Source organism: Streptomyces albidicamelliae (assembly GCF_025642175.1).
Lineage (GTDB): Bacteria > Actinomycetota > Actinomycetes > Streptomycetales > Streptomycetaceae > Streptomyces > Streptomyces albidocamelliae.
This window is the reverse complement of the sequence record NZ_CP106795.1, coordinates 1,285,004-1,298,099: the sequence shown is the minus strand read 5'-3', so window position 1 is coordinate 1,298,099 and position 13,096 is coordinate 1,285,004. Positions and strand designations below refer to the sequence as shown.

The window sequence follows — 13,096 nt, the reverse complement described above, 5'->3', positions numbered from 1 at the left end:
TACATGTGCTCGGCCTGCTGACGGCGCCCGCCGCTGCCGCGCGCCTGCTGCCCGCCGCCCCACGGCTCCTCGCCCGGGCGGCGGCACCGGTGTGCGGAGTGGCGGCGGGCGCTGCCGCCGGGACCGCGCGCGCCGGAGTGCGCGGCGCGGACGCCGCCGTACGGGTGGCGCGGGTGGCCCGCAACGCGCTGCCCGGCTCCGGTGACCACTGGCGGGCCGGAGCCCGTGCGCACCTCGCCCTGAGCCCGCTGGAGCACGAGCACGTCCGGCGCGCGGGCGGTACGGCCCACCTGGCCCGGCACCTGGCCGAGACGCTGGCCGAGCGGCCCGACGTACTGCTCGCCTACTGGGACGAGGGACTCGCCCGCCTGGTGGTGACCGCCACCGAGGAAGAGGCCACCGACCGGGTCGTGGAACACGCCGCCGAACTGGCCCAGAGGCACGGACTGCTCCTGGCCGGCGGCGACGTGGACGAGTCCACGCACCCCGCCGACCCGGCCGGCGTACGCCTCGCCGTGAGCACGCTCGCCGCCGACTGCGTGGGCATCGCCGCCGGACTCACCGCGTACTCGCTGCGGCTGACGCCCTCGCCCCGTGTGGTCACGGCGGTGGTGACGCTGCTGCGGGAGAACCCCCGCTTCCGCGCCCTGCTGCGCGACCGGCTGGGCCCCGACCGGATGGACCTGGTGCTGGCCTGTGCGAACGCCGCCGCCCACGGCGCCGGCCAGACCCCCACCTCCCTCGTCCTCGACGGCGCCCTGCGGGCCTGCCAGGTGGCCGAGACGGTGGCCCGCGCCGCCGCCTTCGACTCGGTCCACGACCAGCTGTGCGCGCCGGAGAAGGTCAGCCTCGCCGCGGACGGCGGGCAGCGTCCGCCGCTGCGTGAGTCCCCGGCCCAGGAGTACGCCTCCCACGCCTCCGCGGGCAGCGTGCTGGGCGCGGCCGCCACCCTGCTGGTCAAGCACGAGGGAGGCGAGGCGGCGGAGGCGGTGCTCGCCGGCTCGCCGAAGGCCGCCCGCTACGGACCGGCCGCCTTCCACGCCGTACTCAGCGCGGCACTCGCGCGGGCCGGTGTCCTCGTCCGCGACGCGGACCGGCTGCGCCAGCTGGAGATGGTCGGCACGGTCGTCCTGCACCCCGGCGCGCTGCGCACCGAGGACGGCGAGGCCGACCCGTGGACCGAGCCGGTGCTGGACGCGGCCCGCCGCGCCGGCCTCAAGGTGGTGGTCGTGGACGACCCCGCCCTCGAGGACTTCACCGGGCTCGCCGACCAGGTCGTCGACGCCCGCCGTCCGCTGGACGACGTCGTGCACGAGGCACGCGGCGAATCCGGTGCCGTGCTGACGGTCGCGCGCGTGCGTTCCGCCGACGAGCACGACGTCCTGGCCGGCCTGAGCGCCGGCGATGTGTCCATCGCCCTGACGGACCAGGACGGCGCGGTCGTCTGGGGGGCGGACATCCTGGCCCTGCACGGTCTGCCCGACGTGTGGCGGGTGCTGACGGCCGTCCCCGCGGCCCGTGCGGTCGGCCGGCGGTCGCAGACCCTTGCCCGTTCCGGCGCGGCCCTCTCGGGGCTGCTCGTGGCCGTCGGCGAGGCCAAGGGCGGACGTGGCCGGCTCGCCGTGCTGCCGGGGTTCCGGCACGCACCCGTCGACGTCGGCGCCGCTACCGCCCTGCTGTCCGGGGCACGGGCCGCACTCGGTGTCGCGGCCGCCGGTGCCCCGCACCCGCGCCCCCGCGTCCACTGGCACGAGCTGGACCCGGACGAGGCCCGCGAACGGCTCGAACACGAACCGGCCGCCGAGACCACCCCCTGGGAGGACCTGACCGCCCGTGTGCGCACGGCGACCGAGGGCGTCGTCCGGCACCCCGCCGTGGCCCCGGCACGCTGGTCCTACGAACTCGGCCAGGCCGTGCGCGGGGAACTCCACGATCCGCTCACCCCGGTGCTGGCGGTGGGCTCGGCCGCGTCCGCGATCCTCGGGTCGGTCGTGGACGCGCTGCTCGTCGTCGGCGCCCTCGACCTCAACGCCCTGGTCGGAGGCATCCAGCGGCTGCGCGCCGAACGGGCCCTGTCCGGACTGGTCGCCGAGCAGAAGCGGAAGGCACGCCTCGTGCCCACGGCGGAGGAGGCCCCGGCCGGCGGCACCCGCACCGTGGAGGCGGGCAAGCTCCAGCCGGGCGACGTGATCCAGCTCAACGGCGACGACGTCGTGCCCGCCGACGCCCGGCTGCTGTGGCAGGAGGGCCTGGAGGTCGACGAGTCCGCGCTGACCGGCGAGTCCCTGCCGGTGGAGAAGCAGACGGACCCGACGCCGCACGCCCCGGTCGCCGACCGACGCTGCATGGTCTTCGAGGGCACGACCGTCGTCGCGGGACAGGCCCGGGCGGTCGTCGTCGACACCGGCGAGCGCACCGAGGCGGCCCGCGCCGTGCACCTCGCCGCCCGCACACCCCGGCGGGCGGCGTCCAGGCCAGGCTCCAGGAACTCACCCGCAAGGCACTGCCGCTGACCCTGGCGGGCGGCGCGGCGGTCACCGGGCTCGCGCTGCTGCGCGCGGCACCCCCATCCGCGAGGCGGTCAGCGGCGGGGTGGCGGTGGCGGTCGCGGCCGTACCGGAAGGCCTGCCGCTGGTGGCCACGGTCGCACAGCTCGCGGCCGCCCGGCGGCTGAGCCGCGGCGGCGTCCTCGTGCGCACCCCGCGCACGCTGGAGGCGCTGGGCCGGATGGACACCATCTGCTTCGACAAGACCGGCACCCTCACCGAGAACCGGCTGCGGCTGGTGCGCACCTCCGACGCCGACGGCAAGCTCCACGCGGTCGACGACGCCGGGTCCGCGGACACGGTCCGCGCCGCCGCGCGGGCCTGCCCGAAGCTCAACGGCGGCTCCGAGCGGCCGATGCACGCCACCGACGAGGCCGTTCTGACGGCGGCCGGCCCCGATCCGGACTGGACGCAGCTCGCCGGCCTGCCGTTCGAGGCGGCGCGCGGCTACGCCGCCGCCGTCGGGCGGGCCGCGGACGGTGCGCCCGTGCTCGTCGTCAAGGGCGCACCGGAGACCGTGCTGCCCGCCTGCGCCGGCCTTCCGGAACACGCCTCCGACGGCGCCCACGCGCTCGCCGGGGCCGGCCTGCGCGTGCTCGCGGTGGCCGTACGGCGGCTCGGCCCGGCCGACGTCGTGTCCGAGGTCCTCGAACAGCCGCTGGCCGGGCTGGAGTTCACCGGTCTGCTGGCGCTGTCCGACGTACCGCGCGAGACCTCCACGGCCCTCGTCAGCGGGCTCGGCAAGGCGGGCGTACGGCCGGTCATGCTGACCGGCGACCACCCGCAGACCGCGCGGGCCATCGCCGCCGACCTGGGCTGGCCCGAGGACACCGTGGTGGTCACCGGGGACGAGCTGGCGGCGGCCGACCGGGCGGCCCGGGCCCGGATGCTCCGCGACGCCGGTGTGGTGGCCCGGGTGGCGCCCGAGCAGAAACTCCAGGTCGTGGAGGCGCTCCGGGACGCGGGCCGGGTGGTCGGCATGGTCGGCGACGGCGCCAACGACGCCGCCGCGATCCGCGCCGCCGACATCGGCGTCGGCATCAGCGCGCGGGGCTCGGCCGCCGCGCGCAACGCCGCCGACATCGTCCTGACCGACGACGACCTGACCGTGCTGATCGACGCGGTCGGCGAGGGCCGCGCGCTGTGGCACAGCGTGGCCGACGCCATCGCCATCCTGATCGGCGGCAACGCGGGCGAGGTCGGCTTCGGCATCCTCGGCACCCTGCTGTCCGGGCGGGCGCCGCTGTCCACCCGGCAGATGCTCATGGTCAACCTCTTCACCGACCTGTTCCCGTCCATGGCCGTGGCGGTCACCCAGAAGGAGGGCGAGGCCGACCTGGCGCACGTGGAGGAGGCGGCCGGAGTACTGGGCGAGCCCCTGCTGCGGCAGATCCGCCACCGGGCCCTCACCACCTGTCTGGGCGCCGTCACGGCCTGGCTGATCGGCCGCTTCACCCCGGGCACCGCCCGCCGTTCCAGCACCATGGCCCTGTGCGGAGTGGTCGGCACCCAGCTCGTGCAGACCCTCCTCGACCGGCGCGACAGCCGCCTGGTGCAGATCACCTCGCTCGGCTCCGCCGTGGCCCTGGTCGCCGTGGTGCAGACCCCGGGCGTCAGCCGCGCCGTCGGCTGCACCCCGCTCGGCCCGGTCGCCTGGGCCGGTGTGGTGGCGGCGATCGCCCTGGCCCTGGCGGGCCAGCGGACCCTGCCCCGCCTGGAGGAGACCATCGGACGACTGCTGCCGGGCTGACGGACCCGCACGCCGTGCGGCGGGCCCGTCGGGACGGGGCGGTGGACTCAGACCGAGCGGTGGTACTGGTCCGGCACCCTCACCTCGCCGCCCAGCTCGCGGGCGGCCTGCCGGGCCCAGGACGGGTTGCGCAGCAGCTCCCGGCCGAGGAACACGGCGTCGGCCTCGCCGTTCGCGACGAGCTTCTGGGCCTGCTCCGCGTCGGTGATCAGGCCCACGGCGCCGACCGGCAACGTCGTCTCCGCCCTGACCCGCGCGGCGAACGGGACCTGGTAGCCCGGCCCGGTCGGAATGCGCGCGCCGGCGACGTTGCCGCCGGTCGACACGTCGAGCAGGTCCACGCCGTGGGCACGCAGGTCGCGGGCGAAGCGGACGGTGTCGTCTGGCGTCCAGCCGCCCTCCTCGACCCAGTCGGTCGCCGAGATGCGGAAGAAGAGCGGCTTGTCCTGCGGCCACACCTCCCGGACGGCGTCGACGACCTCCAGCGCGAACCGGGTGCGGTTCTCGTACGAGCCGCCGTAGGCGTCCGTGCGGTGGTTGGAGTGCGGGGAGAGGAACTCGTTGATCAGGTAGCCGTGGGCGCCGTGGATCTCGGCGATCTCGAAGCCGGCGGCCAGCGCCCGCCGGGCCGCCGCCGCGAACTGGCCGACGACCTCCCCGATCTGTTCGGCCGTCAGCTCGGTCGGCACCGGGTGGCGCTCGTCGAAGGGCAGCGGGCTCGGGGCGACCGGCTGCCAGCCGTGCGCCTCGGGCCCGACGGGTGCGCCGCCCCGCCAGGGCCGCTCCGTGGACGCCTTGCGCCCGCCGTGTGCGAGCTGGACGGCGGGCACGGAACCCTGCGCGGTGAGGAAGCGGGTGATCCGGCGGAAGGCCTCCACCTGGGTGTCGTTCCACAGGCCGAGGTCGTAGGGGGAGATCCGGCCCTCGGGGGCGACCGCGGTGGCCTCGACCATGACGAGTCCGGTGCCGCCGGTGGCCCGGGCGGCGTAGTGCGCGAAGTGCCAGTCGTGCGGGGCCCCGGCGAGCGGGCCCTCGGCCTCGGCCGAGTACTGGCACATCGGTGACATCCACACCCGGTTCGGGATGGTCACTTCGCGCAGGGTGATGGGCTCGAAGAGCGCGCTCACTACGGACTCCATTCGTCACGGGACCGGTGGTCGACTCGTACGATAGTCCTCGTACTACGAGGGATGTCAAACTACGATGACTCTCGTACAATGTGCAGCATCGAATACGACCGCGACGAAGGGCGGCAGCCGTGACCGACACCGTCACCCCCGGCCGTGCGCTGCCGCACCCGGAGCGGGAGGAGATCCGGCTGGAGGGCTTGCTGCACGCGCTCGCCGACCCCATGCGGCTGCGGATCGTCAGCGAACTCGCCGCGGAGTCGGCCGAGTTGTCCTGCTCGCGCTTCGACCTGCCGGTGACCAAGTCCACCACCACGCACCACTTCCGGGTGCTGCGCGAGAGCGGTGTCATCCGGCAGGTGTACCGGGGTACGGCGAAGATGAACGCCCTGCGCCGGGAGGATCTGGACGGACTCTTCCCGGGGCTGCTCGACAGCCTCCTCGCCGCCGCCGACCGCCAGGCCCGCAGGCTCGGCGAACGCGTCTGACGCCCGCCGCCCCGGCCCGCCCGAACCGGCCCGCCCGCCCCGGGACGACGGTCACGCCGCTACGACGGTCGCGCCGCTACGACGGTCGCGCCGCCCCGAGCAGCGCCTCCCAGTCGGCGAGCTTGACCACGCTCCGTCCGAGCCGCTCGCCCAGCGCGGCCTCGGCGTGCTCGATGGACAGCCACCCGCTCCAGGGCACCGGTTCGCCGCCCGCCAACCGCAGGGCCTCCACCGGATCGGCCGGAACGTCCGCCCGGGCCAGCACGGAGGCGTCGGCGAGCAGGGACAGCGCCGTCTCCTTCGCGCAGGGCCGGTTGGTGCCGATGACGCCCGTCGGCCCCCGCTTGATCCATCCGGCGACGTACTCGCCGGGGGAGGGGACGCCGTCGCGCACGACCCGCCCCGCCGTGTGCGGCACCGTGCCGGTCGCGGGGTCGAAGGGCAGACCGTCCAGCGGGACACCGCGATAGCCGACCGAGCGCAGCACCAGCTGGGCGGGCACGTCCTCGTACCGGCCCGTCCCCGTCACACCGCCGCGGCCGTCCGGAGCCGTGCGCTCGAAGCGCACGGCGCCCACCCGGCCCGCCTGTTCGAGCAGTTCGACGGGGCGCAGGAAGAACCGCAGCCGGATCCGCCGCCCGGCCGGTGCCGGGGGCCGGGCCGCCCAGCCGCGCAGCACTTCCACATTGCGGCGCGGCACGGCCGGGAGCGCGGCCGGGTCGAGCGAACCCAGCGCCAGCTCGGCCGCGTCGACGACCACCTCGGTGTCCGGGATGGTGCCCAGCTCGCGCAGCTCCTTGGTGGTGAAGCGGGCCTGTGCGGGGCCGCGCCGGCCCACCATCTGCACCTCGCGGATCCCGCTGCCGGCCAGTGTGTCGAGGGCCGCCTGCGGGATGTCCGTCGGCCGCAGCTCGCCCGCGCCGCGGACCAGCATCCGCGTGACGTCCACCGCGACGTTGCCCACTCCGATGACCACCGCCGAGCGCACCCCGCGCAGGAAGCCCCCGTCGGCCGCGTCCGGGTGCGCGCTGTACCAGGACACGAACTCGGTCGCCGACCAGCTGCCCGGCAGTTCCTCGCCGGGGACGCCGAGCCGGCGGTCGGTGGCGGCGCCCACGCAGTACACCACCGCGTGGTACAGCGTCCGCAGGCGCTCCACCGGCAGGCCGCCGGGGCCGCCCACCCGGACCCCGCCGAGGAACCGCACCCGCTCGTGCTCCAGCACGGTCCGCAGGCTGCCCTGCAGCGACTTGATCTTCTCGTGGTCCGGCGCGACGCCGTACCGGACCAGGCCGTACGGACACGGCAGCCGGTCCAGGACGTCCACCTGGACGTCCGGATCGAGCTGGACGAGGTTCTGGGCGATGTAGCACCCGCTCGGCCCGGAACCCACGACGGCGACACGCAGCACAGCGGTACTCCTCGCCCGAAGGAGGTGGTGTGCGGACGGTTCCAGCATGGCACCGCGAGGCCCGCTGCGGCAGGGTCCCGCGGGCCGACCGGACGCGTGTCGGGCTCGCGGGCCGGGCGGTCCGGCCGTACCGGGGGCATCGGACCGCCCCGGCGACCCGGTCACGCCTCGCTCGGGCGTTCCTCCGTCGCGAAGAAGCGGGACAGGTCGCGGTCCCGCGTCCCGGTGGCCGTCTCGCTGTCCGGCGGCACACCCAGCTCCCAGTCGAGTCCGTACCGCCGGAACAGTTCGGCCCGCAGGGCCGGCACCGGCATCGGCACCCCGGGCACCAGTGCCGCGAACACCGCGCCCATCAGCAGCGCCCGCAGCATCGGGTAGTCGGCCGCGACGTCGTGGGAGCCGTACCGGGCGACCGTGTCGCCGAGCAGCTCCGAGAGCCGCCGCTGCTCCGGGCACTGGACGAACCCCTCGGCCTGGAGCAGCCCCGCCATGTGCTGGCGCATGAGCACCGGACGGTCCCGGGCCAGGCCGAGGATCGCGTCGACCGCCCGGGCCAGCCGTTCGGGCCCGTCGTCGGTGCACGGCTCCCGCTCCAGCGCCTCCTCCAGCGTGCGGTGCATCAGCCGGTGCACGGCCGACTGCACCAGCTGGCGCTTGCCGGGGAAGTAGTACGAGACCAGCCCCCGCGCCGAGCCGGCACGGTCCGCGATGTCGCCGAGCGTCGTGGCCTCGAAGCCGCGCTCGTCGACCAGCTCCACGGCCGCCTGGAGCAGCCGCTCGCGGGAACGCCGCCGCAACTCTTCATTGACCGAGGCGCTGCGCGGGGACATCCTGTAACTCCTGCGTTGACTGGCTGCCAGCCAACTATACTCAACGCAACACAGGCACCGCGGTACGCGGGGCCTGTCAAGAGCTGCCGTCCGTCTGGGGCGACGCGGGGGATCGTCTCAGACGGACGGTTTCGGTGTGCTGAACCGTGACCGCCTCAAATGCCTGCGCGGCAGGTCAGACGGACAGTCGCGCTAGGTCGCCTCTTCATCTTCCTCGCCCTCGGATTCGGGCGTGGGAGATTTCTGGGAGATCAACTCACGGGGGCCTCGTTGGGAGCGGCTGAGGCGGGGCTCCTCCCATTCCCGGTGGTGATCCTTCACCGCCACCTAGGCCTCCCACAGCCTCTGCAGATCCGCCGCGATGTCCAGCTCCATCGCCAAGACCCTCGGCGCCCTGCGCACCATCAACGAGGCGCTCACCGCCTGCCGGGACGCCGTCGTCTGGGACCTCGACCCCATCAAGGGCGGCCTCGCCGAGTTCGGCGACCTCGCCAGCCGGCGCGCCCGCACACCCGAGGAGTGCGAGGAAGCCCTCGAAGAGGCCCTCGCCTACGTCACCGCCCGCGGCAAGCTCCTGCCCACCCTCGGCATGGGCGACCGCTGGCACGCCACCGAGAAGCACCCCAACCTCTACATCAACATCGACGAGTTCATCCAGCTCAGTCCCCGCGGCAAAGACCTCGCCATCAAGATCCTGCGCACCGGCCGCCAGTACGGCATCTACCTGTTCATGGCCGGGCAGATAGCCACCGCCGACGCCCTCGGCGACGCCGTCGCAATGATCGTCGCCTTCCGCATCCTCATGGCCTGCCGCTTCGAAGACGTCCGCATCGCCTTCGGCCCCGGCGCAGGCGCCCAGGGCTGGCGGCCCGACCGCATGAAGCCCGCCGTCGGCCCCGTCGCCAACGACGCCGGCCAGGCCATGATCATGGGCGGATTGTTCAACCGCGCCATCCGCTACCAGTTCAACCAGTACAGCCGCGATCAGATCTCCGCCGCCCTACCCGAGCGGGCCGCCGCGGGCATCACCCGCATGGACGCCGACACCGTCCTCGCCGCAGGCTCCACCCTCTCCGCCGAAGGTCAGCGTGAGAACCTCACCGACCGGCTCGTCAACTGCGAGCACCCGGACGCCGAGTTCGTCGCCGCGCTGCTCGACCTCTTCGACCAGAAGCGCCGCGACTTCCTGCCCACCGGCGAGGTGCTGCTGCCCGCACTGGACGCCGCCGGCTTCGACGGCATCGACGCCACAGCCCTATCCAACCGGCTGCGCAAGCACGCGCCCGGCGTGAAGTCGGACCGCACCGACTGCGCCGAAGGCAGCTACCTGCGAGGCTGGCGCCGCGAGGCCGTCGAGAAGGCCGCCGCGGCCCTCCTGGACCCGGCATCAGCCCGGCAGCCCCGGCAGCAAGGCGGCGTAGCCCCGGCAGCAAGGCGGCGTAGCCCCGGCAGCAGCCCGGCGCAGGCCCAACGACGCGCGGCTCGCCGAGGTGGGCGCCATCATGGACGGTCGGCTCGCCCTCGCCGGCCTGGCCGTCGACGTCAACTCCGCACACATCGCTCTCGACCCGCTGCCGGAGATCACCATCCCGCAGCCGCCCACCGCGGCCCCCGCGCCCTACGCCACCCCGCTCGCCGCGCTGCTGCACCGGGCGGTCGCCCGTATCGAGAAAGACGGCTGGGCGCGCGGGGCGCTCCGGGAGGACGGCCGGCGCTGCGCCATCGGAGCCGTCCGCGTCGAGGCCGACAGTCGGGAGCAGGCCGACGACGCCTGCGCGCTCCTGCTGGAGATCGTGCGACGGGAGTTCGGCGGGGAGAAGACCGTGCCGTCGTGGAACGATGCCCAGCGCGGCCCGCGGCCTGTCCTCCTCGCCCTCGGCCGGGCCGCCGAACTCGCCGACCTACGTGGGCAGTAGCACCCGAGCATCTCGAATCGGTGAATCCCTAACCGACCGGGGCCCAGCAACATCATCCAGCGATAGCATCCCGTTTCCGCGCAACCATGGGGGGACCATGACGAGCGAAACACCCGAGCAGCCCACCATCCCGCCGCTGCCCACCGAACCACCAGCCGTCACGGCGGCACCCAAGAAGCCGCTGACGCCCATCGCCGCAGGCATCATCGGCCTCGCCGTCGGAGCCGGCCTCATGGGCGGCGTCTGGGCCATCACCGCCAACAGCGGGCCCGACAAGCCCTCCACCTTCACACTCAAGGGCTCGTTTGAACTCACCGACTCGGTCACCGCCGACGGCAACGGAGGCTGCCGAGGGCGCCTCGATAGCGGTTACGACGACATAGCCGAGGGCACCTCCGTCACTGTGTACGGGGCCTCAGGCGACGTCGTTGCTACCGGAGGACTCGGCAAGTCCAGCGAAGACCTGGGCACTTGCACGTTCAAGGTCAGCGTCCCCGAGGTGCCCACCGGCGAGAAGTTCTACAAGGTCGAGGTTTCCCACCGTGGCACCCTGCAGTTGACCGCCAAGGAAGCCGAGAACGGAGAGTTCGCCGGGAGCCTCGGCTGACGACGCGACACGCGAACCCTCAACCACAACTTGACACTCTGGCACCACCGAAGTCATGATCTGCTCAGATAGCCTTCGTGCGCTTTGAGGCCCGCCAGACTGGTGGGCCTCTCGCCATTCCCGGGGAGGTGAAACGATGCCTCCTGGCTACGTCTCAGCCTCTGACGCCGTCTATTACTCGGGTACTCGGGCGTCGCCGTCGGCACGATCTGGCGCTGGGCCTCCGAGGGCCGCATCGGCAAGACCGGCCGCGGCAATCAGGCCGGCTACCTCGTGTGGGACCTGCCCAAGGCGAGGCGCGACGAGTGCACGCGCGAGGGGCCTGGGCAAACATCGCAGCCGCTTCCAGCCTGACCCGCTTGCGGAATGCCTGCCTCTCTCCGCCGTCAGATCCCCGCCCTGCGGATACCTCAGACCGGCTGGATCAGAGATGGACGCTGGTCAGGATCAAGACATTGATCGGTCGGCGTTTTCACAAGTCGATGACGCTGTCGGGGATTTAGCAGATGCGGCGCCATGGCTGGAGTCATCGGGTTCCGGCTCGGCGTGCCCTCGAGCGCGATGAGGCGGCCGTGGCCGGTTGGGTGAAGGACGTGTGGCCGAACGTGGAAACACCGCGGCGGCGCTCGGGGCTTGGGTCGTCTTCGAGGACGAAGCCGGGTTCTCGATGACGCCGCCGACCTCGCGCATGGAGCCGGCGCGGCACCACACCCGTCATCCGGGTCCGCGGGTGCTCCCAGCGGCGCTTTTCCATAGCCGCCCTGTGTTGCTACAAACCCGGCGAACGCTCCCGATCGATCTACCGGCCCAAACGGCACACCGACCACAAAAGCGCAGGCCGCAAGAGCTTCGCGTGGAGCGAGTACCGCGATCTCCTCGTCACCGCCCAGCAGCAACTGGACGGCCCCCTCGTCTCATTTGGGACAACTTGAACGTCCACAAAGACCGCCGGATGAGGGCCTTCATCGAGGCGCAGGACTGGATCACGGCCTACCACCTGCCGCCTTACGCACCCGACCTGAACCCCGTCGAAGGCATCTGCTCAATCGTCCGCCGGACCACCCAGGCCAACACAGCTTTCACCGACCCGAACCACCTCATCCACCGGCTACGGCACGGCCTCCGCCAGATCCAATACCGCAACAGCATCATCGACGGCTGCCTCACCGGAACAGGACTCACCCTGACGACACCACGACTACAAAGTCAGTAACGGCACCCGGACGAAGCCCACGAACTACAAGTGGGTGTTCGTCCAAGTCATCGGCGGCGGCGCCGGTGGCGGCGGCGTGGCCGCCACCACCTCCAGCCAGGCGGCGGGCGGCGGTGGCACGGCCGGGGACCTTCTCGTCACCGGTGGCGACGGCCTGAACGTTTCGTGATCTCCGCGGCGCTGGCCTACACCGGTAGCGGCGGCGCTAACTACCTCGGCGGACAGCGGCGCGGCCCCGGCGTGACCGGTTCGGCCGCGGGCGGCACGTTCGACTCCGGCAACCGATACGGCTGTGGTGGTGGCGCTGTCGGCGGTACGGCCGCCACGACCGCGCAGGCGGGCGGGGACGGCCACGACGGCCTGGTCATCGTGACCGTCCATTTCTGAGGAGACCCGAGTGCCCTACGACAGCCCTGTCACGTCCGACTCCGCGCCGAGCTATACCGTGTCCTGCCAGTACGGGACGGCCTCAACCGTCACCGTGAGCGCCACGATCACTTTCGAGGGGCCCGCGCTCGAGGCCGACGCCGACGCTGCTCTGCAAGAACTCGTCGACGCCTTGAAGGCGCGAGCACGGTTTTCGGGTATCACCGGAGTGAAGACGTTCAGGGCCAACGCCACGCAGAACATGCAGCGTCGTCGTGATGGGGCACGTGATCAACGTCCGACCGGTCCGTGTCTGGTGAGGAGACCACCATGGCTGTCTACGTCTGCTCCCTGAAGCTGACCACCCCGCAGTCGATCCCCGCCGACGGCGCCTACCACGTCGTCCGCTTTCCCTTCGGTGCTGCCGAGCCGTCCGACTCCTGGAACATGCACCAGGCCACCCAGCCCGACGGCGCTCAGGTGGCCGCTTGGGCAACTGACGACCGGGCTGGACTGATCTGGCCCGCGCGGGAGGGCTGGGGCCAGTTCTACGGGATGGTCCAGTGGGAGTCGGGCGGCTACACGGAACTCCGCGATCAGTTCGTCCGCGACCCGCTCGGTTACACCGACGACCCGGTGAACACCACCGCAACCGACCATCGGCCGCCGAGCCCCGGCATGCAGTGCTTCACGAAGGGCCACGGCATCTGGGTGTACCCAGGCACGCCGATCGCGCTGCGTGTCGCCCACAACGACCGCGAGGCCCGGCATCTGGTCTGCGCAGAGTTCAAGCTCGCCATCCACACCTGACCGCCGCGCCCTTCACCCCACCCACGACGTCG

The 13,096-nt window shown here is 73.1% G+C and carries 9 protein-coding genes and 2 pseudogenes; 8 read left to right on the top strand and 3 right to left on the bottom strand.

Going from position 1 to position 13,096, the window contains the following annotated elements; all coding sequences use genetic code 11:
• The first annotated feature begins 5 nt into the window (after positions 1-5).
• Positions 6-4,296: pseudogene (locus tag N8I86_RS06165) on the top strand (cation-translocating P-type ATPase).
• Positions 4,297-4,343: 47 nt separating this feature from the next.
• Here the strand turns inward: N8I86_RS06165 and N8I86_RS06160 are convergent.
• Positions 4,344-5,423 carry an NADH:flavin oxidoreductase/NADH oxidase gene (locus N8I86_RS06160; protein ID WP_263277310.1) on the bottom strand — a complete coding sequence of 360 codons (1,080 nt, stop codon included), beginning with the start codon at positions 5,421-5,423 and terminating at the stop codon, positions 4,344-4,346.
• A 131-nt stretch (positions 5,424-5,554) separates the two neighbouring features.
• Between N8I86_RS06160 and N8I86_RS06155 the strand changes: the two genes are divergently transcribed.
• Positions 5,555-5,911 carry an ArsR/SmtB family transcription factor gene (locus N8I86_RS06155; RefSeq protein ID WP_073894852.1) on the top strand — a complete coding sequence of 119 codons (357 nt, stop codon included), beginning with the start codon at positions 5,555-5,557 and terminating at the stop codon, positions 5,909-5,911.
• Positions 5,912-5,987: 76 nt separating this feature from the next.
• Here N8I86_RS06155 and N8I86_RS06150 read toward each other — a convergent pair whose 3' ends face one another.
• Both N8I86_RS06150 and N8I86_RS06145 read right to left on the bottom strand, forming a co-directional pair.
• Positions 5,988-7,322 carry an FAD-dependent oxidoreductase gene (locus N8I86_RS06150; RefSeq protein ID WP_317633594.1) on the bottom strand — a complete coding sequence of 445 codons (1,335 nt, stop codon included), beginning with the start codon at positions 7,320-7,322 and terminating at the stop codon, positions 5,988-5,990.
• A 161-nt stretch (positions 7,323-7,483) separates the two neighbouring features.
• The gene (locus tag N8I86_RS06145; protein WP_073894848.1) at positions 7,484-8,152 is read right to left on the bottom strand and encodes a TetR/AcrR family transcriptional regulator; all 669 of its coding nucleotides are present in this window, start codon (positions 8,150-8,152) and stop codon (positions 7,484-7,486) included.
• A 1,502-nt stretch (positions 8,153-9,654) separates the two neighbouring features.
• Between N8I86_RS06145 and N8I86_RS39565 the strand changes: the two genes are divergently transcribed.
• The 6 genes and pseudogenes from N8I86_RS39565 (at position 9,655) to N8I86_RS06110 (ending at position 13,064) form a co-directional block, all read left to right on the top strand.
• Positions 9,655-10,068: a DUF6197 family protein gene (locus N8I86_RS39565; protein WP_450168201.1), complete on the top strand. Its 414-nt coding sequence runs from the start codon at positions 9,655-9,657 to the stop codon at positions 10,066-10,068.
• Positions 10,069-10,165: 97 nt separating this feature from the next.
• Entirely contained in the window at positions 10,166-10,675 is a 510-nt protein-coding gene (locus N8I86_RS06135) for a hypothetical protein (RefSeq protein WP_263277307.1), read from the top strand.
• 422 nt (positions 10,676-11,097) lie between these two features.
• A pseudogene (locus N8I86_RS06125) lies at positions 11,098-11,888 on the top strand (IS630 family transposase); the annotation flags it as partial.
• A gap of 34 nt (positions 11,889-11,922) precedes the next feature.
• Entirely contained in the window at positions 11,923-12,057 is a 135-nt protein-coding gene (locus N8I86_RS06120; protein WP_263277306.1) for a hypothetical protein, read from the top strand.
• Positions 12,054-12,275, top strand: coding sequence for a hypothetical protein (locus tag N8I86_RS06115; RefSeq protein WP_263277305.1), 222 nt, complete (start codon positions 12,054-12,056; stop codon positions 12,273-12,275). The genes N8I86_RS06120 and N8I86_RS06115 overlap by 4 nt, the downstream gene beginning before the upstream one ends.
• Before the next feature lie 309 nt (positions 12,276-12,584).
• On the top strand, positions 12,585-13,064 hold the full coding sequence (locus N8I86_RS06110; protein WP_263277304.1) for a hypothetical protein: 480 nt from the start codon (positions 12,585-12,587) through the stop codon (positions 13,062-13,064).
• The last annotated feature ends 32 nt before the right edge of the window (positions 13,065-13,096 follow it).

Excerpts from the sequence above, each read along its gene's own strand:
- N8I86_RS06110 (WP_263277304.1), top strand. The coding sequence starts at position 12,585 with ATGGCTGTCTACGTCTGCTCCCTGAAGCTGACCACCCCGCAGTCGATC.
- N8I86_RS39565 (WP_450168201.1), top strand. The coding sequence starts at position 9,655 with ATGGACGGTCGGCTCGCCCTCGCCGGCCTGGCCGTCGACGTCAACTCC.
- N8I86_RS06145 (WP_073894848.1), bottom strand. The coding sequence starts at position 8,152 with ATGTCCCCGCGCAGCGCCTCGGTCAATGAAGAGTTGCGGCGGCGTTCC.
- N8I86_RS06135 (WP_263277307.1), top strand. The coding sequence starts at position 10,166 with ATGACGAGCGAAACACCCGAGCAGCCCACCATCCCGCCGCTGCCCACC.